At 52.3% G+C, this 20,745-nt stretch carries 22 protein-coding genes; 17 read left to right on the top strand and 5 right to left on the bottom strand.

The window, feature by feature from the left end; translation table 11 throughout:
* Window positions 1-9 precede the first annotated feature (9 nt).
* From recO to BRW62_RS11190, 3 genes are all read left to right on the top strand, one after another.
* Window positions 10-810: a DNA repair protein RecO gene (gene recO, locus BRW62_RS11200; RefSeq protein WP_099799493.1), complete on the top strand. Its 801-nt coding sequence runs from the start codon at window positions 10-12 to the stop codon at window positions 808-810.
* Window positions 807-2,093 (top strand): MFS transporter, encoded by a 1,287-nt coding sequence (locus BRW62_RS11195; protein WP_099799492.1) that lies wholly within the window; start codon window positions 807-809, stop codon window positions 2,091-2,093. Before recO ends, BRW62_RS11195 begins: the two co-directional genes overlap by 4 nt.
* A 568-nt stretch (window positions 2,094-2,661) precedes the next feature.
* The gene (locus BRW62_RS11190; RefSeq protein WP_227517386.1) at window positions 2,662-4,023 is read left to right on the top strand and encodes a PP2C family protein-serine/threonine phosphatase; all 1,362 of its coding nucleotides are present in this window, start codon (window positions 2,662-2,664) and stop codon (window positions 4,021-4,023) included.
* On the opposite strand, the gene BRW62_RS11185 is transcribed toward BRW62_RS11190, so the two are convergent.
* A complete protein-coding gene (locus tag BRW62_RS11185; protein WP_099799490.1) occupies window positions 4,020-4,346 on the bottom strand; it encodes an MGMT family protein in 327 nt (108 codons plus the stop codon). The genes BRW62_RS11190 and BRW62_RS11185 overlap by 4 nt on opposite strands.
* A gap of 500 nt (window positions 4,347-4,846) precedes the next feature.
* Here BRW62_RS11185 and BRW62_RS11180 point away from each other — a divergent pair, with 500 nt between their 5' ends.
* The 13 genes from BRW62_RS11180 (at window position 4,847) to BRW62_RS11120 (ending at window position 15,073) form a co-directional block, all read left to right on the top strand.
* A complete protein-coding gene (locus tag BRW62_RS11180; RefSeq protein WP_099799489.1) occupies window positions 4,847-5,584 on the top strand; it encodes a V4R domain-containing protein in 738 nt (245 codons plus the stop codon).
* Complete coding sequence (locus BRW62_RS11175) at window positions 5,565-6,134, top strand: hypothetical protein (RefSeq protein ID WP_198406027.1); 570 nt, start codon at window positions 5,565-5,567, stop codon at window positions 6,132-6,134. Before BRW62_RS11180 ends, BRW62_RS11175 begins: the two co-directional genes overlap by 20 nt.
* A 32-nt stretch (window positions 6,135-6,166) precedes the next feature.
* Complete coding sequence (locus tag BRW62_RS14130; RefSeq protein WP_227517385.1) at window positions 6,167-6,304, top strand: globin family protein; 138 nt, start codon at window positions 6,167-6,169, stop codon at window positions 6,302-6,304.
* Window positions 6,291-6,653: a globin family protein gene (locus tag BRW62_RS11170; RefSeq protein ID WP_227517384.1), complete on the top strand. Its 363-nt coding sequence runs from the start codon at window positions 6,291-6,293 to the stop codon at window positions 6,651-6,653. Before BRW62_RS14130 ends, BRW62_RS11170 begins: the two co-directional genes overlap by 14 nt.
* Before the next feature lie 35 nt (window positions 6,654-6,688).
* Entirely contained in the window at window positions 6,689-7,360 is a 672-nt protein-coding gene (locus tag BRW62_RS11165) for a V4R domain-containing protein (RefSeq protein ID WP_099799487.1), read from the top strand.
* Window positions 7,361-7,411: 51 nt separating this feature from the next.
* Window positions 7,412-7,894, top strand: coding sequence for a 2Fe-2S iron-sulfur cluster-binding protein (locus tag BRW62_RS11160; protein WP_099799938.1), 483 nt, complete (start codon window positions 7,412-7,414; stop codon window positions 7,892-7,894).
* Between the two features lie 38 nt (window positions 7,895-7,932).
* On the top strand, window positions 7,933-8,742 hold the full coding sequence (locus BRW62_RS11155) for a tetratricopeptide repeat protein (protein WP_099799486.1): 810 nt from the start codon (window positions 7,933-7,935) through the stop codon (window positions 8,740-8,742).
* 97 nt (window positions 8,743-8,839) lie between these two features.
* The gene (locus tag BRW62_RS11150; protein ID WP_198406026.1) at window positions 8,840-10,630 is read left to right on the top strand and encodes a serine/threonine-protein kinase; all 1,791 of its coding nucleotides are present in this window, start codon (window positions 8,840-8,842) and stop codon (window positions 10,628-10,630) included.
* Between the two features lie 309 nt (window positions 10,631-10,939).
* Window positions 10,940-11,467, top strand: a complete 528-nt coding sequence (locus tag BRW62_RS11145; protein ID WP_099799485.1) for a LabA-like NYN domain-containing protein — start codon at window positions 10,940-10,942, stop codon at window positions 11,465-11,467.
* Between the two features lie 363 nt (window positions 11,468-11,830).
* A complete protein-coding gene (locus BRW62_RS11135; RefSeq protein WP_099799484.1) occupies window positions 11,831-13,093 on the top strand; it encodes an RNA-guided endonuclease InsQ/TnpB family protein in 1,263 nt (420 codons plus the stop codon).
* Window positions 13,094-13,138: 45 nt separating this feature from the next.
* Window positions 13,139-13,456, top strand: a complete 318-nt coding sequence (locus BRW62_RS11130; RefSeq protein WP_099799483.1) for an urease subunit beta — start codon at window positions 13,139-13,141, stop codon at window positions 13,454-13,456.
* A 42-nt stretch (window positions 13,457-13,498) separates the two neighbouring features.
* Window positions 13,499-14,260, top strand: coding sequence for a HEAT repeat domain-containing protein (locus BRW62_RS11125; protein ID WP_099799482.1), 762 nt, complete (start codon window positions 13,499-13,501; stop codon window positions 14,258-14,260).
* Between the two features lie 15 nt (window positions 14,261-14,275).
* A complete protein-coding gene (locus BRW62_RS11120) occupies window positions 14,276-15,073 on the top strand; it encodes an ABC transporter ATP-binding protein (RefSeq protein ID WP_099799481.1) in 798 nt (265 codons plus the stop codon).
* Window positions 15,074-15,174: 101 nt separating this feature from the next.
* On the opposite strand, the gene BRW62_RS11115 is transcribed toward BRW62_RS11120, so the two are convergent.
* Complete coding sequence (locus BRW62_RS11115) at window positions 15,175-15,840, bottom strand: pentapeptide repeat-containing protein (protein WP_157768364.1); 666 nt, start codon at window positions 15,838-15,840, stop codon at window positions 15,175-15,177.
* 267 nt (window positions 15,841-16,107) lie between these two features.
* Between BRW62_RS11115 and BRW62_RS11110 the strand changes: the two genes are divergently transcribed.
* Window positions 16,108-17,946, top strand: a complete 1,839-nt coding sequence (locus BRW62_RS11110) for an iron uptake porin (protein ID WP_227517383.1) — start codon at window positions 16,108-16,110, stop codon at window positions 17,944-17,946.
* A gap of 74 nt (window positions 17,947-18,020) precedes the next feature.
* On the opposite strand, the gene BRW62_RS11105 is transcribed toward BRW62_RS11110, so the two are convergent.
* The 3 genes from BRW62_RS11105 to BRW62_RS11095 are packed head-to-tail and all read right to left on the bottom strand — an operon-like array spanning window position 18,021 to window position 20,691.
* Window positions 18,021-18,677 (bottom strand): NAD(P)H-dependent oxidoreductase, encoded by a 657-nt coding sequence (locus BRW62_RS11105; protein ID WP_099799478.1) that lies wholly within the window; start codon window positions 18,675-18,677, stop codon window positions 18,021-18,023.
* 60 nt (window positions 18,678-18,737) lie between these two features.
* The gene (locus BRW62_RS11100) at window positions 18,738-19,292 is read right to left on the bottom strand and encodes a GIY-YIG nuclease family protein (protein WP_099799477.1); all 555 of its coding nucleotides are present in this window, start codon (window positions 19,290-19,292) and stop codon (window positions 18,738-18,740) included.
* Window positions 19,282-20,691 carry a cache domain-containing protein gene (locus BRW62_RS11095; RefSeq protein WP_099799476.1) on the bottom strand — a complete coding sequence of 470 codons (1,410 nt, stop codon included), beginning with the start codon at window positions 20,689-20,691 and terminating at the stop codon, window positions 19,282-19,284. The genes BRW62_RS11100 and BRW62_RS11095 overlap by 11 nt, the downstream gene beginning before the upstream one ends.
* Between the last annotated feature and the right edge of the window lie 54 nt (window positions 20,692-20,745).

The raw sequence follows: 20,745 nt of genomic DNA, 5'->3' as shown, positions 1-20,745 counted from the left end.
TTTCTGGCCATGAGCCGCACCTACACCACTGTTGGAATCAATCTTAAAGCCATGCCCTTGGGGGAAAACGATCGCCTCTTGAGTGTCCTTACGCGCGATCGCGGCCTTTTGAAATTGGTAGCTCCCCACTGCCGTGGATCCCGCTCTAGGTTAGGGGGACGGGTTGATCTGTTTGTGGTCAATCAGTTATTTATTGCCAATGGTCGCAGCTTAGATCGCATCCTGCAAGCGGAAACCGTGATGACCTATCATGGGCTGACCACTCAACTGGCGAGGATTACAGCGGCTCAGTACCTTGGGGAAGTGGTGCTGTACCAAGCGGATCATCCTCAGCCGCAGCCGGAACTCTTTGATTTACTGTGCACCACCCTAGAGCAATTGCAGCAGCTATCCAGTCGGGCAGCTCTTGCTGTGTTGTTGCGAAGTCTCTGCCGTCTTCTTGACCTTAGCGGTATTGCCCCCCAATGGCACCAGTGTGGTGACGGCGGCGGAGCTATTCATGTGCCTGCGGCAGACACTGATTGGCGACTGGGCTTTAGCTTTGCGGCGGGGGGGCTGCTAACAACCGGTCGGGGCGATCGCCAGCTTACCGCCAGCGAAGTGCGTCTGGGGCAGTGGCTTGCAACCCCAGCCACCCAAGAGTGCGACCTCAAGAATTTTCTAGAGGCGTCTCAGGTCTATCCTCTAAGTGTTTGGCTGTCCTTAGAGCGGGTGTTGCGGCAGTATATGCAGTTTTATTTTGATAAAGTTCTGCGGGTGCCCCCCCTCCTTGATACCTGTTTTTCACCCCTGATGGTGCCACAGCCATGACCGTTGAGCCCGACATTCGCGTGATTTCACCTCCAGCGCCAGTACCCCCCCTCTGGCAAAATCGCAATTTCATTGCCCTGTGGCTTGCTCAAGTATGCTCTCAGCTGGCGGACAAAATTTACCTTGTGCTTGTGATTGCCCTCACCACTCAGTTCTTTCAACCTCCCGACCAGAGTATTAGTGGTTGGGTATCTGCCATTATGGTGGCCTTTACCATTCCGGCCATTTTGCTCGGTTCGGTGGCAGGGGTATTTGTGGATCGCTGGTCCAAAAAACAAGTGCTCATTGTTACAAATCTCTACCGCGCTCTTCTAGTCTTGGCTGTCCCCTCCACAACGCTCATGGCAACGGGTCGCCTTAGCGGTTTTATGGTACTGCTGCTGCTCACCTTTGCCATCTCCAGCTTGACCCAATTCTTTGCGCCTGCGGAACAGGCAGCCATTCCCCTATTGGTCGATAAGTCTCACTTAATTTCTGCGAACTCTCTTTATACCCTCACGATGATGGCGGCTTTGGTGCTGGGATTTGCAGCGGGCGAACCGCTCCTGACCTTGGCTAGTCACTGGCAGCCGCAATGGGGCGGTGCAATCTTTGTCAGTCTTTGCTATGGCAGTGCTGCTGCCTTTTTGTTTCTGTTGCGCCCTCCGGATCACTGCCACCTGCCCCCCAGTCGCTACCGCCAAGTTTGGCAAGAGCTGCGCCAAGGGCTACACCTGTTGGGGCAATATACGGCGCTGCGCTTCGCGCTGATGCAGTTGATCCTACTGTTTTCAGTTGTTGCAGCAATGTCGGTACTTGTTGTTCGTTTGGCAGAGGTCATGCCTGCCCTTGACACCGATCAATTTGGCTTTTTGCTCGCTGCGGCCGCAGTGGGGTTAGGGCTGGGCGCATTACTGCTGAATATCGGGACAAGGTGGCTCTCCTATCGTCTGTGGAGTTTGCTCGGGTGCTGGGGAATGGGGGGAATGCTGTTGGGGCTTGCCTTTTCCCTACAGTCATTATGGCTAAGCGGAACCTTTATTGTGGGGTTTGGTTTTTTTGCGGCGTTGGTGGCTATTCCCATGCAAACCACTGTTCAGGTCATGACACCGCCGGAGCAGCGGGGCACCATCTTTGGGTTACAAAATAACCTTGTCAATATTGCCCTCAGCCTGCCCCTTGCCCTCGCGGGGATTGCCGAAACTTGGTGGGGGCTAGTTCCTGTGCTTGTGGCGCTAGCGGTGGCGATCGCCATCGGTGGTTCGTTGATTGCCACCATTCACCCGACGAGGGAAGCCTCCTAGGCGAACCTTTGACTTCTCCCCTCCTTGAAAGAGAGGGGATTCCCAACGGATGCTGCGCAACGGGCTGAAGCCGCGTTGCTTCGCTTTTCCCTTGAGCTGTCACCCACAACTTAATGCGGGTGGGGGCAGTCAAAGACCCCCTACTCACCTCAAGCATTTCTGCTATTGGGACTACGTTTATGTTTTGGTTCGTGGTTTCGCGCTTTTCAACACTAGCCAATTCGATACGCTCAACATCCTGCCATTGCTTGCAGTGGTTTAGGCTTGCCGCCAAAGCGGTAGTGACTTACTTGCCGGGATTTCTCCGTACTAGGATGTTTCTTCGCGTAGTTGATACGCCTACTTTCCACGTCTCTAGTTTAACACATAGAGAGGGCTAAAGCCCCCTGAGTTGGCTGTATCCCCTCGCTAAAGCGGAGGGGTTTTAGCCCGCCCACATCACTACTATAAAGTAGTATAAAAAATCCAAACGTCTTTCATCTTGACGTTTTTTGCGCTACGCTGTACAGGCAATTGACTCTTTTGCGGTCATTGGCTGCCCATGTTACCCGCCTCTTCCCTTGCTGCTATGAGTTCCTCGAGTCCTGTAATCGCCCTCAAAGAGATGGTGTCTCGGTTACAGCGCGAGACCAGTAAAATTCAAGAATTATTGGCCTCTCTCAGCTTTGCCCTGCGCAGCTTTAATAACCTCAACCAGTTTTTTGAGTTAATCCCACTCATTAGCTGCCGTGTCACCGAAGCAGAGGCCGCTGCCTTGGTGCTCTTCCGTGCCGATGGTCAAGCACGGCTGGAGCAGCTTCACTGTCATGCCAGTGATCAGTGCCCCAATATCCGCGCCGCCCTCGAAACCGCCACCCGTACCTTGGCCAACAGCGTGGGGATCATGACCACTGACCCCCATGGCGATCGCCCCCGCTTAGAGCATGTGCTCGATCAACAATTGCAAGATCGTCTTCCTGCGGGCATTCAGTTTTACGGCACCACGATTTTGGTCAAAGATACCAACCTTTCAGAGCGCGGACGGCTCTACGTCTTTAGCCAGCAACCCACCTACGAGTGGACAGAAACGCGCCAGCAACTCCTGCAGGTGATTGCCGATCAAACCGCAGTGGCCATTGCCAACGATGAGATGGCTCTGAAGCTGCGCGATCGCCAACGTCTTGACCGCGAACTGGAAATTGGTGCCGAAATTCAGCGCCGCTTGTTACCGCGCCATTGCCCCAAGATTCAAGGGCTTGATCTGGCTGCCGCCTGTCGCACCGCCAGTTGGGTGGGGGGGGACTACTACGACTTTATTCCCATTACCTATGGACTTGCCGATAGTCAAGACATTAGTCAAGGGCGATGGGGGATCGCCATTGGGGATGTCATGGGCAAAGGTGTTCCTGCGGGTTTGATTATGACCATGACTCGGGGAATGCTGCGGGCTGAGGCACTGAACGGGCATCGTCCCAGCCGCATCTTACAGCATCTTAACCGCGCCATGAAGGCTGACCTAGAGAGTTCCCATCGCTTTGTCACCCTCTTTTACTCCGAATACAATCCGCAAACCCGTGTCCTAGCCTTCAGCAACGCTGCTCACTTACCCCCGCTACTGTGGCGGGCCGAAACCGGTACTGTCCAACGACTAGACACCTACGGCATGCTCATTGGCCTCGATGAGCGCACCCAATATCAGCAAGTAGAAGTGCGGCTACAGCCCGGGGACACCGTTGTTTTTTACACCGACGGGATTACCGAGGCCGACAATCCCAAGGGCGATCGCTTCGAAGAAGCACGGCTGGCCGCTGTCCTCGAACGTGCGTGCGCGAAAGGCTTAGATGCCCAAGCCTTGCTCGACTACATTTTTGCAGCAGTCATCGACTTTATTGGTGTGGAAGGGCGCATCAGCGATGACATGACCTTAATTGTGATGCGGGTGATGGATTAAGGCTGCCAACCGTAGCGACGCAAGTTAATGCGGCCATTGGCATTAAAGACCACCCCCTCTGCCTCTAATCGCCAGCGTTGTAGTTCGTCAGAACCGCCGCGGCGCCACGAGAGAGACACCTTCCCTTGGGCATTGACTACCCGATGCCACGGAATCTCTGAATCTGGAGCCACTTGGTATAGCGCATAGCCCACAAAGCGGGCATGGCGTGGCCAGCCACACAGAGCCGCCACTTGGCCGTAGGTGGCCACGTAGCCACAGGGAATCTGCTGCACCAGTTGGTAGATACACTGCTGGAACGTATGGGAGGATGGTTGCTGCATGGTACCCACGCACGGCTTTACAAGAATTTACCTTATTGGGTCAATAACAGGGGTTGAATCCGTATTAGCACGGAGGCAACCAAGAGGAAGAACCCACTAAATTAAGCCTAGTACACGAGTGTACGTGCCCTAATGAGGGATTTCTTTGCACGCTATATTTTTGTGCCGTGTTCGTGAGTGAAACAGCCTGTAACAAGATTAATACATTCAGTTAAGAAATAATGCACAGGAAATCATTGATTTGCAATGACTTAAGAAAATCATATAAGAATGGGAATATACCCTCAGATTCTTGAGAGTCTCAGTTGCAACCTCACCAAAGAGTTTCAACTGCTGGTGCGTTTCTTAGCCACCTTGGGTACAGCGGCTAGGGTTTATTCACCTGTACCACTATGGAGTTTTTTATGACCGTTGGGTTTCGGTTCTTTGGGTTTGACAATCTCTGCCAAGGACGTTAGGTATCCACCTGTTTTTCTGAGCCATCTTTGTGGAGTTGCTCTATGACAATGACAAGTTCTCGCCCCCCTGCTGCTTCCGGTAGTTACTTCGGTGCCAACCACCTACTGCAGAAAAAGTATCCGAAGCGCCACCACCATTATGCGCTGTGGGACTTCTTTCAATTTGATAGCGATCGCGGCACCTACACCGATTGGAATAATGCCCGCAACCTCTTGGTCACTGAGGATTTTATTATTGGCTTAATAGAAGGTCTTGAAGAAGAAGTTGGCTCCGCCTCCAGTGTTGTGATGTACAAAATTGGCGAAGAATGGGGCCGCCGAGATGCCCGCTTCTTTCAAGAGTGGTTTCCCAAGGAATACGGCTACGAGCAAGGTCTCAAGCAAATGCGGCTACCCTACGTCCTAGAGGCTTGGTGGTGGCCTTGCACGACCCAAGGATGGGGCAACTGGGAAGTCGATCTCAGTGAACAGAAGCACGGCTTCATGTTTATCAACATTTTTGACTCAGTAGTGGCGCGTACCCTTGGGGATGTCGGTCGCCCCGTCTGCCATCTCTACGCAGGGTTGTTTGCTGGTTTCTTTAGTGGCCTCATTCAAAAAGACCTCAGTTGCATTGAAATCCAGTGCTACGCCATGGGCGAAACCTACTGCAAGTTCCTTCTTGGCAAACAAGATCGCATCGATGCAGCAGCCTTTTGGCAAAACGAAGGGGCATCTGCACGGGATATTGAAAAACGGCTCCGCAGTGGGGAACTTGTCTATGCAACAGCTAAGCGGTAACTGGCAGCAGCGCCCCGTGGCTGAATTCTTGGCGCACCTTAACTGGCTTGGCTTACCTGTGGCAGATACACCCACCCTTGAGCCAGCGTTCATGAACTGGCACACCGTGCGCGTGAGTGAGTTTTGGCAGCGGGTCAATTGGCTTGGATTGGTCTCAAGTGCACCCCCTGCCACCACCAGCCCCACTGAATGGTCACGGTACCACGTCAAAGATTTCTTTGGCCGCATGAACTGGCAGGGGATTGGTGTCATACTTCCTGTCAATGAAACCTTAGCAGCAGGTACCGCAAGCGATAGACCTGTGTCAGCGGCATGGCCAGCTTGGTCTGTGGCCACCTTTTTTGGCCAACTCAACTGGGACGGTCGGCCTGACCAAGCAATTGCCCTTGAACCGGGGGTGTCTCTGTGGCGACGGTCGGTGGCCGAGTTTTGTGCAGGAATCCCTTGGAGCGGTCAGCCCGTCATCGCCCAAGTTAGTAAACCCGTGGTAGATCCTGCGCCCCCAGTTGAACCAGAGTTCACCCTGTCTGACCTGTCTACTCTGTTCTAAACGCTTGTTTAAGGAGTTTTAAGGAGACCCCTATGCATACCGAATTAATGAACCTCTACTACAAAGCCGAAGAAAACTACCTCAGTAATGTTGACATCAAAGTCCTGCGGCATCATGTTGAATCCCTGCAACAGCGGCTACACACCTACGAGTTTTTTGCGGGATCATGAGGTTGAGATTTTCCAACCCGTTGCTGACAAACTCCAAAAGAACTATCCTACGGAAAACCCCCGCACCCTTGAGGAAGTGCTGCGGCAGTCGATTGCCCTATTGCGCTACGCGGCCATGGCCATGCTCCTGAATAATCCTGAATTTTTACAACACCGCCTCTTGGAATGGCTGACGGGAGTTGTCAATGCTCATCAAACCCAAACGGTGTGGACCAGTTGCCACGACCTCTTGAGTGCTCGCCTCAAGGAAATGCTCACCGATGCTGAGCAGGATTTAATTTTGCCCCTGTTGGATCATGCCCAAGCTACCCTTGTGGGGATCCCTGCGGTTGTTAGCGTTCAATCCTAAGCCTGCTATCTTGAGAGTTTTTAAGAGGATGTTCTATGATTTCTGTTGCTGATCTGGTCAAAGACCCTGTTTTACCCGGTAACTATTTTGCCGCTGATGCCTACGTTCAGGGGGATTTTGAAACAGGGCTGATTGAAAATCGCAAAGGTGCCCGCTTAATTGCCCTGCCGGATGTGCTGTTGCAAGCGATCTACACAGGACTCGATCACGAAGTTGGCCAAGCCACTGGGGTCGTGTTGTTTAACTGTGGTCGCTGGTGGGGCAAGAATTTTTACCGTCGCTTTGTGGAAGATGTGAGCGAGTACTATGGTCGCCCGCTGGCGGATATGGAAATGATTGAGTTTTTGCAGTGCCTTAAGGAATGCTGGAAAACCCATGGCTGGGGCACCCTGGACTTGGATGTTAGCTTTTATCAGCAGGGCTTTTTGGTGGTGAAAACTTGGGACTCCGCGTTTGCAGAGGCTGCGCCCAAGGCTACTGGTCAGCCGCAGTGTTTTGCTGAGGCTGGCATTCTGGAGGCCTTCTTTAGCCAACTCACGGGTCGGGATCTCCATTGTGTGCAAACGGCCTGTGAAACCCTTGGCGCAAGCAATAACTATTTTGTGTTGGGGTTGCGGGAGCGGGTGGAACCTGCTAAGGCATGGTTACAGGAGGGGCAGGATCACAACACGGTTATGGAGCGGCTCTGCCGCACCCAGACTGCTTAGGGCTATCATTCAAAATGAATGATACGGACGGATATTGAGGAGCACACAGCGGTGGCAAAAGTTGTAAAACTCGAACCCATTTCTCGGGAAACGACCATTAACACCAACGATAACTTGCTGTCTGCGCTGTTGGACTCTGAACTACACGTCCTCAAAGAGTGTGGCGGGCGGGGGATGTGTGCCACCTGCCACGTGTATATCAAGGAAGGGATGGAAAGCCTCTCGCCGATGACTAAGCGAGAGCAGCGCACCTTAGAGGTGATTACAACCGCTAACACATCGTCGCGCCTTGCCTGCCAGGCGCGGGTTCTTGGCTCAGGGGTGGTGGTGGAGTTACCCTCAGGGATGTACGTCAATGCAGTGGAGGATATTGAATCCCTGATTGGGCGGCGGGCAGAGCAGGATATTCTGCATCCTCTGGATGGGCGCATTTTGGTGGAAGCGGGTAAGCTGATTACCCGGACGATGATTACCCAGCTAAAAGATACCCAAGTGCAAGTGGGACAATTCCTTGCCAATACGTCGGATGCCTAGGGCAGCCGTCTGTTTACAAGTTTATAGGGAGCTAAACCATGGAAAATCGTGATTTAAGTGCAAATCCTATCCCATCTGTACCAAAAGTAGGGGGTTTTGAGCTGGTGGAGTCGGGGGCAACTGGGTTGACGGTGGTTCTTTCCATTGCAGCCGCAGTAACTCAGCAAACCATTTTGACGGCGATCGCCCCGCTGCCATTATCCTTGGCGGTGGGCCTAAACCTTGTCAGCCGCAAGACACTGAACGCGAGCCTTAAGGAATTTGCTGAGGCACAGCGCGAACAGATGGCTCAAGTGATCGAGTCTCAGGCAACGCAGCAGTCGAACCTGACAAACCTGACCTTTGCTCTGAGTCAAGTGCGCGATCGCCTCGAAGATGTACAGCAGCAAGTACTTCAGCTCAACCAAGGGACGCGGGATCTTCACGATTACACCCGCATTCTGGATACGGAGCAAAAACAAATTGAAGAGGTGCTCGACTGTCTGCGGGAAATTGAGAAGAATACTCAAGTGATTCAAACGGATCCAAGTCATGCGAAAGCCTACTATAACCGCGGCCTAACCCACCAACGCCTTGGAGATGCAGAAGCAGCGGTGCTGGATTACTCAGAAGCTATTCGCATCAACAATGCCTATGCTAAGGCATACCACAATCGTGGGGTGGCACGCTCTACCCTAGGCGATCGCAAGGGTGCCGTCGAAGATTTGCGAACCGCTGCTAAACTGTTCTTTGAAAGTGGTGATATTGCCAGTTATCAGCGGGCACGGGATTTAGCCAAACGCATCCACGAAGTAGGCAGCGCTGAGCAGGCGGAGAAGGAAGTTCCCCTAGAATTGCTCTTTTCCTGAAAAACCTCAACGTTGCTAAATTTGATCTGTATTTCACCTAGCGCAACAGCGAATAAAGGTTGGAGTCCTTGTTGTTAACCCTTGTTGTTGAGGCCCCTTGCTACTCACGGCTCACGCTGCCCAAACCTCTCGTTATCGGCTCTTGGATGTAGCCGGGCAGGGGCAGTATGGGCAAGTGTATGTCGGTGTGAACCGCGAATCTGGGGAACTGGTTGCCATTAAGGTGCTCAATGAGCGACACTTGCTCACCCGCGGGTTCTTACGGGAACTCAACTTCTTGCTGACGCTGCAGCATCCTCATGTGGTGAGTTGTCAGGCCATTGACTATATTCCTGCCCGCCAGCAGGGGCAGATGCAGTACCGCAGTTTAGTGATGGACTATTGCGTGGGCGGCACACTGCGATCGCTCCTTGAACAGGAGCAAAGCTTACCCTTGACAACCGCATTACGCATTATCCTTGATATTTTGTCTGCCCTCAGCTATGCCCACCATCGGGGCATTATCCACTGCGATCTCAAGCCCGAAAATATCCTGCTAGACCTGCAACCCACGGGCTGGCACGCCAAGGTTTCGGATTTTGGGGTGGCGCGGCTCATTGAAGATGTCACAGGCACCGGCCAGACGGGTTCCCCGGCCTACATGGCACCGGAGCGCTTTTACGGCCAAACTTCTCCTGTGTCGGATCTCTACGCTGTCGGTATTTTGCTTTACGAAATGGTGGTGGGCGATCGCCCCTTCCATGGCACCCCCGCCGAACTCATCGCAGCACACTTGAGCCGTCCTTACACACTACCGGAGAATATCCCATTTCTAGTCCGCAACATTATTACCAAGGCGTTGGATAAGCTGCCCCAGCGACGCTATAAAACCGCAGCGGAAATGGCTTTAGCCGTACAACTGGCCTTGGAAGTCACTGATGCCGAACAGCAGCAGCAATCACTCCTGTTTTCGCGCTCCCCCGCAGCCTATCTCCTATCACCCCCTCAGGGGCACCGCTTAGCCAGCCTCCCACGACAGCTGCTGAGTACTGAATCTGCGGTCTATGGTCTCATAGGCGATCAGCTCATTGCTTGGTCAGCAGCGCAGGGTATGCCAGCGATCCAGCAGCAATGGCCTGTGACGCAGCAGACGACAGAGATTTTCACCAGTCAGTCAAGCTGTTGGTTACGGTTGAGCCTGCCAACACCACAACTGCTGTGGGTACAGGACAACATCATTCCCGTACCCTGTCCCCTCTCAATGGCTGCCCATACCTTCGCCATCGATGCGAGTGGCTACTGGTGTGCAGAAACCCTTGTCCACGAGCAACAGCTCCTACTGCACCTCCATCTACTCCATGGGGTACGGCAGCAAACCCTTGTTTGGGATTGGCATGGCGGCGAATGGCTCGGTACATTCCTCCTTAACCGTCGTTACGGTCTGGTGGTCAGTCGCTACCAGTGTCCCAAAACGGAACACATCAGCACCCAGTTTGATTTGTTTCAGCGCCGCGGGCATTGGTTACTGCAAACGCAACTGCCGGTAAACTTGAGCCTCATAACCCCTGCACTACAACGGGAGTGGCAGCTTGCTGCCTTTGAAGATCATCCCCAGCAGCCTTTGCTGGTGCTGGTGAATTTTCGACCGTGGCGCGTGCAACGCTTAGGGCTACGCTTTCGTCCGCGGTTTCTCTGCTCAACTCCGTGGGGGTATGTGGTGGCAGGTCGCCGCAGCCTGAACGTTGTAACCTACCATGGCGAAATTGTTGGCACTGCCGAAAGTGAGCAGGAGATTCACGGTGTGGGCTTTACTGGCGATCGCCAATTGTGGCTCATTCGCAGCAGCGATCAAGGCTACGTTTTAGAAACATGGGATATTACAACTTGGGATATTGATTTGATCCTCTAATCCCTACGTTTTACCAGCACAAATCAGCGCACCCTCTAGTCGGTTTCGCTGAATTCCATTACAATAGTTTACAGTTATTAAACTTTAAGTAAGTTTCTCTAAAAAGTGTTTGCCGTGAACTTTTTATGGCATTTCTCTGTCACAAGGGCATCGCTCTTTTCTGATAAAACTTGATCTTGATAAAATCACAGATAAAACTGTACTTGTAAATCTAAATCTTTGTTACCAGTGATGCGTATATCTAAGCGACCCTAATTCCATTATTCATGGTGTTGTCAACCGATTGATCTTTCTCTAGGTTACCTCTCTATGCTCCCCCATCAAGAACGTCTTTCTATTTTTATCGATGGGAATAATATGTTTTATGCCCAGCAAAAAAATGGCTGGTTTTTTGACCCTCGCCGCGTGCTTGAATTTTTTACGCGGGATCCTAATATTGTCCTTGTGAATGCATTTTGGTACACCGGCCTCAAAGACAGCCAAGATCAGCGATCCTTTCGGGATGCCTTGATTAACTTGGGCTATACGGTGCGCACCAAACTGCTGAAGGAGTACTACGACGAAAGTGTTGGCAAATACTCCCAAAAAGCAAATTTAGATATTGAGATCGTCATTGATATGTTTAACACTGTTGGCCAGTACGATCGCGTTGTTCTATTCAGCGGTGATGGTGACTTTGAGCGCGCCATCGAATTACTCCGGTCAAAAAATACTCACATTACTGTTGTTTCGACAGAAGGCATGATTGCCCGCGAACTGCGTAACGCCACTGATCGCTACATTGACCTCAACGAGATTCGCACGTTCATTGAAAAGATTGATATTCATTCCTCTTGACATACTCCCCATGCCTAAAGGCAGGGGATTCTTGTTCTTGGTTCTGCGACAGCACTTACCATTTCGGGTTTCCCCTCCACGGCAGCGGTGCTTATCTCCCCAAGCGTTCCCCCTTTCGGGGCAGTTCCCTTTTGCCCAAAGGTACTGTTAAACCAACCAAAAAAACTTAGGTTGTTTTCTAGCCGTTAGGCTATTGGGTTTTTAGAGAGGTTGATTACCCTTACCTCTGGTTTTAGTTTAATCTAAAACCACTCTAAAAGACAAGTTTTTAGACCCAAAATTTTTGATAACACAACATGCGCCTTATATCCCCATGCCTGAAGGCAGGGGCTTTACGGCGTTTTTTTGTAATAAAATATCATTATGTTAGTCAGAGAAGCCAAGCTACTAAACGGCACAGCAGAGCAGTATCAGGCTCTGGATGAAGCCATCCGCACCGCTCAGTTTGTCAGAAACAAATGTGTGCGGTACTGGATGGACAACAAGAGCGTAAACAAAGCTGTTCTCTATGCCCACTGCAAAGACTTATCTAAAGAGTTTGCCTTTGCCAAGAAGTTAAACTCATCAGCAAGGCAGGCAAGTGCAGAGCGAGCTTGGGCTTCCATCTCTCGCTTCTATACCAACTGCAGAAACAAGGCGATCAAGAAAGGGTATCCCAAGTTTAAGAAGCATTGCCGTTCTGTGGAATACAAGGTATCGGGCTGGAAGCTGTCAGGAGATGGAATGTCCATCACCTTCACTGATGACTTTAATGCTGGTTCGTTTGCTCTGTACTGCAATGGAGAAGCAAGACACCATATCCTGAACTCCAAAATCAATCGGGTGCGGGTGATACGCAGGGCAGATGGGTACTATGCTCAATTCTGCTTGGATGTAGAGCGCAAAGAGCAAGGACAATACACAGGCAATGTCATCGGTATTGACTTGGGGTTAAAACACTTTTACACCGACCAGAACGGAAACACGGTCGATTGTCCTAAGTTTTTAAGACGTAGTGAACGGAGGTTAAAACAGCATCAACGCAGGTTAAGTCGGAAGTTCAGGAAAGGGGCGAAACCTCAATCCAAGAACTACCACAAGCAAAGAAAGCGACTAGGCAAAGTACATCTGAAAGTTCAACGCCAGCGTAAAGACTGGGCAATTAAGCAGGCACGGTGCGTGGTGGCATCTCACGATGTCGTGGCGTATGAAGACTTGCAGGTGAAGAATCTAGTTAAGAATCATCATCTTGCCAAATCCATCCATGATGCTGGCTGGTCTCAATTCACTGCTTGGCTAGACTACTACGGTAAGGTATGGGACAAGGCAGTAGTCAGCGTGCCGCCGCAGTACACCACGCAGGATTGCAGTAACTGTGGGCATAGGGTCGTGAAAACCTTATCCACTAGAACCCATAGTTGTCCTAGGTGTGGGTTTGAGATGGACAGAGACCAGAACGCGGCTCTGAACATCCTCAAGAAGGGACTAAGCATCTTGGGAATGGAGTGGCTCAACGGTACCTTTGGGCAAAAGGGAACCACCTCGCAAGAGGGAACGCTTGGGGAGAGATGCACCTCTGCTTTTGATGGGCAACCTGATGAAGTAAGTGCGCTCGCAGAACCAAGAACAAGAATCCCCTGCCTTTAGGCAGGGGAGTATGTCAATGCATACGTTGCAAATGTTGGAGGCATCATGATTCCTGGTGAACTGATTCCCGCTGAGGGGACCCTTGAACTCAATGCTGGTCGCCCCACGGTGACCTTGACGGTGGCCAACACGGGCGATCGCCCCATCCAAGTGGGATCTCACTACCATTTCTATGAAGTGAATGCTGCCCTGCACTTTGACCGCGAGCAGGCAAAGGGGATGCGCTTAGATATTCCTGCGGGCACGGCTATTCGCTTTGAGCCGGGAGATGAGCGCTCAGTACAGTTAGTGGCTTATGGGGGGTGCCGTCACATCTATGGGTTTAGAGGCCTAGTGAACAGCGCCCTTGATCCCGCATCCTAGGGGCTAGTCGGGATTAATGCCATCCTGTACAGTAGGAATACTATGGATGACAATGATTTTCCTTTCCTCGATACCCCAGACACAGAAGATGCGCTAGCGGCGCTCCCGAGTGAGGAAGGCGATCGCCCCGATCCAGAAATAATGCTGGGGCTGCTGACCTCTGAAGATGTCACTGAGCGGATGCTAGCCGCCCGTGCCTTTTGTGAACTACAGGATGAGCGTGCCACCCCCCACCTCATTCACCTATTGCAGGAATCCTGTCCCCTCGTGCGGGTCAGTGCAGCCTACGCCCTAGGGCGCAACCTGAGTACCGCCGCTGTGGACGCGCTCATTCAGCAACTCGAGCGAGACTGGAATGGCTATGTTCGCAAAGGGATTGTCTGGGCGTTGGGAAACTGTGGTGTCCGCTTTCCCTTTCCCGAAATTTATCGCCGCACCCTAGAACCCTTGATTCGTGCCTTGCAGACCGACATTTCCGCGGTGCGTTTGTGGGCAGCTAGTTCCCTCGGACAGGTCGCTGAAGCCAGTGAAGACGCAGCGGCCACCGTCATTCCTGCCCTTGCCCTTGCCCTTGCGCAGGATACCATTGCTGCCGTTCGCAGTAACTGCGCTTGGGCGCTGGGGCACGCTTGCCGCAAAATTCCCCTAGGGCAACTTTATACCGAGGCTATTGATCACCTGATTGCTGCCCTGCACGACAGTGATATGGGGGTTCAAGAAGATGCCAAAGCCGCTCTCTTTAAGCTAGGGGATGCGCGGGGTCTGCAAGCCATCGAAGACCTTGAGTGTGAGCCATTTGCATAGGTAGGGACAGTAACCATGCCCGAGCCATTGGTCGAACTACGAGGCATCTCGAAAGCCTTTGGCAACCAGCGAGTCTTAGACAACATCGATCTTTGCATTTATCCTGATGATGCCTTGGCCATTTTAGGGCCGTCGGGAACAGGCAAGTCCACGGTTTTGCGCCTCATTGCAGGGTTACTGGAGCCGGATAGCGGTGAGATTTATATTGCGGGGGAGCGGCGGCAAGGATTGCTGCAAGACGGCCATCACCACGTGCGCATGAGTATGGTATTCCAACAGTCGGCGCTGTTTGACTCGCTTACAGTTGGCGAAAATGTCGGCTTTTATCTGTATCACCACACACGACTGCCGGAGGCACGCATCCGCGAGATTGTCAGTGAAAAACTAGCGATGGTGGGCTTATCTGGGATGGAAGACCTCTATCCAGCGCAACTCTCTGGCGGTATGCGCAAGCGGGTGAGTTTAGCCCGTGCCATTGCTGACAATCCCGATGATACCGAGGATGATCCGCGATTACTGCTGTACGACGAACCCACCGCAGGCTTAGACCCCATTGCCTCAACCGTCGTGGAGCAGCTCATCCGCGATCTTAAGGAACGCACAGGTCATGCCTACGCTATTGTGACTCACCAAAACAGTACCATCGAGCGCACGGGCGATCGCCTCATCTTGCTCTATCAAGGACGTATTTGCTGGCAGGGCAGCCGCGCCGAAGCGAAAACAACAGACAATCCTTACCTGCGGCAGTTTCTCACAGGGGATGTCACAGGCCCAATTCGAGTGCTGGATCAAGTGGGCACGGCAACCCTTTGACATCCTCCCCACTGCAAGCGGACGGGGTTGTTCGCTCACATTCGATAAACCAGCCCTTGATGACTTGACAAACGGTTCAAATTAGCTTACCTAAGCCTAGCTTAATTAACCTGCCGCATCCCTCCTTTTTTCGGATCAAAGTCCGGATCAAATTGCGTCTTGCCATCGTAGCGTGCCCCACGGCGATCGGCACCCTTGAGGGAACAACCCCGCAGATCTGCCCCCGCAAAGTTAGCCTGCTGCAGATCCGCCATGGCCAAGCTGGCCGATCGCAAGTTCGCCCCTGCAAAATTCGCGTCCTGGAGAATAGCCAACTTAAAGTTACTGCCCTCTAAGCAGCAGCCTGCAAAATCAATACCGCTCAGGTCTTCCCCTTCAAAATCAAATTGACTTAGATCTAAGCCATGGAACTGGCGAACCCCGCGTTGGTACTGCTGGAGAATCTCTGCCACAGTGAGCGGCGGGGTCAAGGGGGCTGGTGGGAGTGGATAACGGATAATGGTGCCCAGCAGCGCATTCTCAAGATTTGCCCCCCTCAGATGTGCGCCAACCACATTGGCCTGATCTAAGTTAGCCGCACTCAGGTTCGCTCCTTCAAGGTTGGCATGGGCAAGGTTCGCTTGGCTCAGATTCGCGCCCTGCAAGTTCACACCCCGCAGATCCGCGCCTTCGAGGTCGATACCGGTGAGGTTCGCCCCCATAAACTGGCGATCGCCACGGCGGTAGCGAGCTAACACCTCCATTGCGCTCAAAGGGGACTTGTTCAAGGCACACTCCACATTGTCGCTTTGGTCTGGCGCTTAAACTAATTGTATGGAACACCGCCCCTGTACAAAAAAAGAATTCTAGAAAACAATTCTAGAAAAGTAAAAAAACAATTGACGAATTCCCAACGGAGAGACTAGAATCTACCAAGGTTTGCATAATAAGCTAGCCACTCGACTAAGCTATATTGTGTAAGCTAGGTATTAGGGGATAGCAGACTGAGTTTTCGCTCTGCCTACCCAGAATGCTCGTGAGTGAGGAGTAACATTGTGAAAAAAACGTACCTTTTAGCGGGTAGCTTGAGCCTACTGGGTGTTGTTGCAGGGGCCAACATTGCTACAGCTAATGAACCCGCTTCCTTTGAAAATCTGATTGCGGCCGAACCCCAAAATCTACAAGTTTCCGAAGCGTTGCCTGCCCCCAATGCCATTGCGGATGCCTCTGGTGCCATCACTTCAGTCAACCAGCTATTGGCAAACGAAGAATCCATGGGTCAGGTGACCTCGGTATCTCAGTTGTCAGATGTTCGCCCAACGGACTGGGCGTACCAAGCCTTGGCATCCCTCGTTGAAAAATATGGTTGTATTGCGGGTTATCCCGATGGCACCTTCCGTGGCAACCGTGCCGCCACCCGTTACGAAATGGCTGCTGCCCTGAACGCCTGCTTGGACGTTATTAGCGATCGCTTTGCCACCAAAGAAGAACTCGCCACCCTGCAAAAACTGATGGATGAGTTCGCTGCTGAACTGGCCACCCTACGCGGTCGTGTCGATAACCTTGAAGCACGGACTGCTGCCCTCGAAGCGACTCAATTTTCGACCACTACTAAACTCACCGGTACTGCCGTGATGTCGGTGCAATACGGTGGCCGCTTTAGCAGCAGTGCGCTTACCGCCAACCCACCCTTTAGCCTTGGTTCGGGTGTTCCCAGCAGTACCGTTCCGGGGAGTACTTCACCTCCTGGATTTTTCCCGATTGTCTCTTTTACGCCAACCCAAACTAATCCAACAGTTATTGCGGCGGTTATTCTCAACCTGAATACCAGCTTCACAGGCACTGACCTGCTGCAAACCAGTCTTTCGACAGGGAATGGTGGGTTGGATGCTATCAGTACCTATGGGGTTGGTCTCAACCAGAACCCCTTCGCCTACGGCACTGGGATTGGTGGTAACCCAACAGCTACCTTTGGTGCTCCCTTGCCCTACTTCAGCCCTAGCCAGTACTACTGGTCCGGTTTTGGTCCTGGTGTAAACTTGTACCGCTTGGCCTATAGCTTCAAGCCTACGCAGGACGTTACGATTACCGCCGGTCCGCAGTTCTATCCTAGCGACATCATCGACACCAACAGTTGGGCCAACTCCCCAGCCAGTGACTTTGGCACCTACTTCTTCATCAACAACCCCTTCATCGTGCCCTATGCCTTGAACTTCTTGGGTGGTGCGGGTGCTGCGATTCAGTGGAACCCCAATGAAGGACCATTTACTGCTCGGGCGCTCTACATTGCTGCCAATGCAGGTAACCCCTTCTCTGGCGCGCTTCCCAGCGGTGGCTTTGCAGGTGATCCCTTCCAAGGATCGCTTGAGTTAGAGTATGCCAACACCTTTGGCAATGGCCGCAACAGCTATGCTGTTAAACTGCAAGGCACCTACTCCAAAACCTATGGGGTCGAAAGCCGTGCCGGTGGTCTTAACTTTGAGCTCAACCTTGGTCGCTTAGGGATTTTTGGTCGTGCTGGTGTTGCCGGTATTCCGGCGAGCTACAATCCACGGATGTCTCCCTTGCCCTACTCCTTCCTAGGGTTCCCTGCCTCTGGTATGATGGCCTACTCCTTCATGGCGGGGATTGGCTACAAAGACTTGTTGGTTCCGGGGTCTGTGTTGGCGGCTGCTGCGGGCGCACCGTTTATTAACAGTGCTCCTTCCGCTGGCTTTATCAACAATGCTAACCAAGTTAACGTTGAAGCTTTCTACAAGTTCCCCATCAGCGACAACATCAGCATTACGCCTATCTTCACGGCGATCATTAACCCCAACAACACCAATGGTGCTGGGCTTATTTCTGGTCAGCCAATTCTTCAAGGCGTCATTCGGACAACCTTCACGTTCTAAGGTTTGCCGATACTTGATTTAATTCTCAATTGATTGAGGGCAGTTCTACGGAGCTGCCCTTTTTTGCACCTAAGTTAACGAACTTCTATCACGGCCTCAAGGGGATAGCGCACCTTAGGTAAGGTGGCATACTTGTCATCGGCGGCGCGATAGCCAGCAGCGCAAACCACAACGGCATGGTAGCCCTGATCGGGTAAGCCTAGCACGCGGTCGTATTCCTGCGGTAGGAATCCTTCCATGGGGCAGGTATCTATGCCCAGCATGGCGGCGGTGACCATAAACTGGCTCAGGGCAATATACACTTGGCGAGTTGACCACTCATCGAGGTTGAGAGGGTAGGGCGGCGATTGCAGAAATCCTTTGACGATGTCGCCGTACTTTTGTAAGTTTTCTACGCTGGTGTTGTGCACTTCGGCTTGGCGAGCCAAGTAGCGATCCACATCTGCGGCGTTAATCCCTGTTTTAATGGCAAACACTACTAAATGAGAGGCATCAACTACTTGGCGTTGATTCCAGGTATGGGGTAAAAGCGCCTGCCGAAGGTCAGGGGTGGTAATCACAAAAAACTTCCACGGCTGCAAGCCAAAGGATGAGGGAGCCAAAACTAAGCTTTGACAGAGAACCTGCCAAAGACTATCGGGAATGGGTCGGCTGGGATCAAATTTTTTTGTGGCGTACCGCCATTGTAACTGGTGCAGGACGGTTTCAGGGGGGACGGGTGTTTCCGCCATAGACGTCTCCTAAAGGCTAATGTGTGCCTGTTTCAGGCTAATGCTTTCTTTAGAGAATGTCTATGACTTGAGGTCTAGTCGTCCGCTCTCCTTGAGTTTTGGGTTAAACACTAAGGTTTCTCGCAGCGATCGCTGGTGCAACTGCTTAAGAATGTCGGCCTCAACCCGCCGTGCAACCTGTTTCAGGAGTTTTGGTTGCTGCAATGGGTCTGCGGTGGCGAGAGCTTCTGCCTCAGCGACGCTCATCAGGGGGCGCACATCAATGGCCTGCTCCCAGCGCGCTCGCTCTTGGGCATTGCCAATGGGAATTGCCCCTACTTCAGCTATCCATTGTGCTTGAATGGCCTGCAACCACGGGCGATCGGGGCGATCGATGCTAACGACGGCGTAGCTCACGCACTCGTTGGGGCAGCGGACAAGGTGCTGCTGGAGGCTCAGCCGTATATCCCGGGAATAGCCAATGTACTGCAATACCTCGGCAGCATCAAAAATGGCATAGACCCCAATGCAGCTCTGTAGGTTGGGTGCCACTTGGCCAGCAGCGTCAATGTAGGGATGGCGCGGCAAGGTGGCTAAGGCAGGGATGGTGGGTGTTGGGTTCGAGCTAGGACTCATGGTTGGGGGTCTCCTGAGACTGGGGGTCATTGCCCGCTGCGCTAGGATGAGTTGGGGCAGATTTTGCCTGTTGCCGTAGGGCATGGGCGCGATCGCGCAAGGTTTGGAAATAATCTGTTTCGGTAATTTCTGCAACTGCTTTTTTGCGTTTCTCTTGATCAATTTCAATCTTGAGATCACTGAGCTGCTGTTGCAATTGGTGGTGGCGGTGCTCTACTTCTAGAGCCATTTCTAAAAATGTTTGTGCGAGTTCCCCCATATCATCCTGAGAGTGGGTATAGGGCGTAAGAACGCTGGCGTCAAATCGATCGTTTTTGAGGTTGCGAGCAGCTGTGGCGATCGCCCGAATCGGTCTCGTAATGGATTGCGCCACAACTAAGGAGATGACAATAACCCCGCCGCCCACAAATAGCAAACTCACTAAGCCCCGCATCGCTAAGGCATCGAGGGGAGCGAGAAACTCCTGTAGGCGCACACTAACCACCACTGCTGCTTGTTTTCGAGCCAGTGGCGCATAGGCTAACACATGGTCTGGGCGGCGATCGTCATTTTCTGAATAGGCTAACGTTCCGGGACGATTCGAGCCGAAAATCACGTCCCGCAGCCGCTTATTGGAGCGATCGCTCAAGGTAGGAATGGGTTGGGGCGGCACAAAGAGGAAATAAGAGCGGATAACTGGCTCGGACAGTGGTTCTAAACTGTGCAAATCAATATTGGGGTTGGTGCTGCTGAGCATCAGGCCATGATGATCAATTAGAAACGACTCGCCGCGAATATCCGGCACCAGATAGGTAATGATGTCTTTAATGGCAGCGGCACGCAGCGTTAGTAAGACCGCCCCTAGCAATCTTTGATTGTTGTCCCGAATGCGCTGAAAGACAACAAATACTGGTTCATTGGCGATCGTGCTTTTGATCTTCACCGTCGAGACGAAATTATTCTCTTGAATGCCCCGCTGCCAAAGCTCCGTTTGCGAATAGTCATCGCCAATCAAGGCAGGGTCAGTTGCTTGGATGGAGCGCCCCTCACGGGTTAAGAGGATCACGTCGTTGTAGGTGTGGCTGAGATTGTTCACACTGCGCAGCAGGCTCTGGATAGAGGTGTGATCGCTAGGAAAGTCAATCGCATCCCTCAGAAACCGCTGAATTTCATAGTCTTCCGCCACTAGCCTGGCATCACTGAGCACATCATTAATCAACTGATCAAGGGAACGAGCTTTGCCAATGGCTAGTAGTTTCAAGGCTTGGATTTCGGCATCCTCCATCATCAAGCTACTTTCCGACTGGTTGTAGAGTACCACTGCTCCCATAGGAAGCAGCGAGGTCAGCAGCATGACGACCAATAACCGGCCGGAAATAGACCATAGGAGTTTAGAAAACCGCTGCTGCCAATCGAACATGAACTTCCTCGATAGGGATACAATGAGGGCTTGAATCTGTTGGCTTTGTTCCAG

The organism is Thermostichus lividus PCC 6715, assembly GCF_002754935.1.
Taxonomy (GTDB): Bacteria; Cyanobacteriota; Cyanobacteriia; order Thermosynechococcales; family Thermosynechococcaceae; genus Thermosynechococcus; species Thermosynechococcus lividus.
The sequence above is the reverse complement of the archived record's forward strand: the minus strand, read 5'-3'. Positions and strand labels throughout refer to the sequence as shown.

Bases quoted from the DNA above. Each gene is read 5' to 3' on its own strand.
- recO (WP_099799493.1), top strand. From the start codon at position 10: ATGAGCCGCACCTACACCACTGTTGGAATCAATCTTAAAGCCATGCCC.
- BRW62_RS11195 (WP_099799492.1), top strand. From the start codon at position 807: ATGACCGTTGAGCCCGACATTCGCGTGATTTCACCTCCAGCGCCAGTA.
- BRW62_RS11190 (WP_227517386.1), top strand. From the start codon at position 2,662: ATGAGTTCCTCGAGTCCTGTAATCGCCCTCAAAGAGATGGTGTCTCGG.
- BRW62_RS11185 (WP_099799490.1), bottom strand. From the start codon at position 4,346: ATGCAGCAACCATCCTCCCATACGTTCCAGCAGTGTATCTACCAACTG.
- BRW62_RS11180 (WP_099799489.1), top strand. From the start codon at position 4,847: ATGACAATGACAAGTTCTCGCCCCCCTGCTGCTTCCGGTAGTTACTTC.
- BRW62_RS11175 (WP_198406027.1), top strand. From the start codon at position 5,565: ATGCAACAGCTAAGCGGTAACTGGCAGCAGCGCCCCGTGGCTGAATTC.
- BRW62_RS14130 (WP_227517385.1), top strand. From the start codon at position 6,167: ATGCATACCGAATTAATGAACCTCTACTACAAAGCCGAAGAAAACTAC.
- BRW62_RS11165 (WP_099799487.1), top strand. From the start codon at position 6,689: ATGATTTCTGTTGCTGATCTGGTCAAAGACCCTGTTTTACCCGGTAAC.
- BRW62_RS11155 (WP_099799486.1), top strand. From the start codon at position 7,933: ATGGAAAATCGTGATTTAAGTGCAAATCCTATCCCATCTGTACCAAAA.
- BRW62_RS11145 (WP_099799485.1), top strand. From the start codon at position 10,940: ATGCTCCCCCATCAAGAACGTCTTTCTATTTTTATCGATGGGAATAAT.
- BRW62_RS11135 (WP_099799484.1), top strand. From the start codon at position 11,831: ATGTTAGTCAGAGAAGCCAAGCTACTAAACGGCACAGCAGAGCAGTAT.
- BRW62_RS11130 (WP_099799483.1), top strand. From the start codon at position 13,139: ATGATTCCTGGTGAACTGATTCCCGCTGAGGGGACCCTTGAACTCAAT.
- BRW62_RS11125 (WP_099799482.1), top strand. From the start codon at position 13,499: ATGGATGACAATGATTTTCCTTTCCTCGATACCCCAGACACAGAAGAT.
- BRW62_RS11120 (WP_099799481.1), top strand. From the start codon at position 14,276: ATGCCCGAGCCATTGGTCGAACTACGAGGCATCTCGAAAGCCTTTGGC.
- BRW62_RS11105 (WP_099799478.1), bottom strand. From the start codon at position 18,677: ATGGCGGAAACACCCGTCCCCCCTGAAACCGTCCTGCACCAGTTACAA.
- BRW62_RS11100 (WP_099799477.1), bottom strand. From the start codon at position 19,292: ATGAGTCCTAGCTCGAACCCAACACCCACCATCCCTGCCTTAGCCACC.
- BRW62_RS11095 (WP_099799476.1), bottom strand. From the start codon at position 20,691: ATGTTCGATTGGCAGCAGCGGTTTTCTAAACTCCTATGGTCTATTTCC.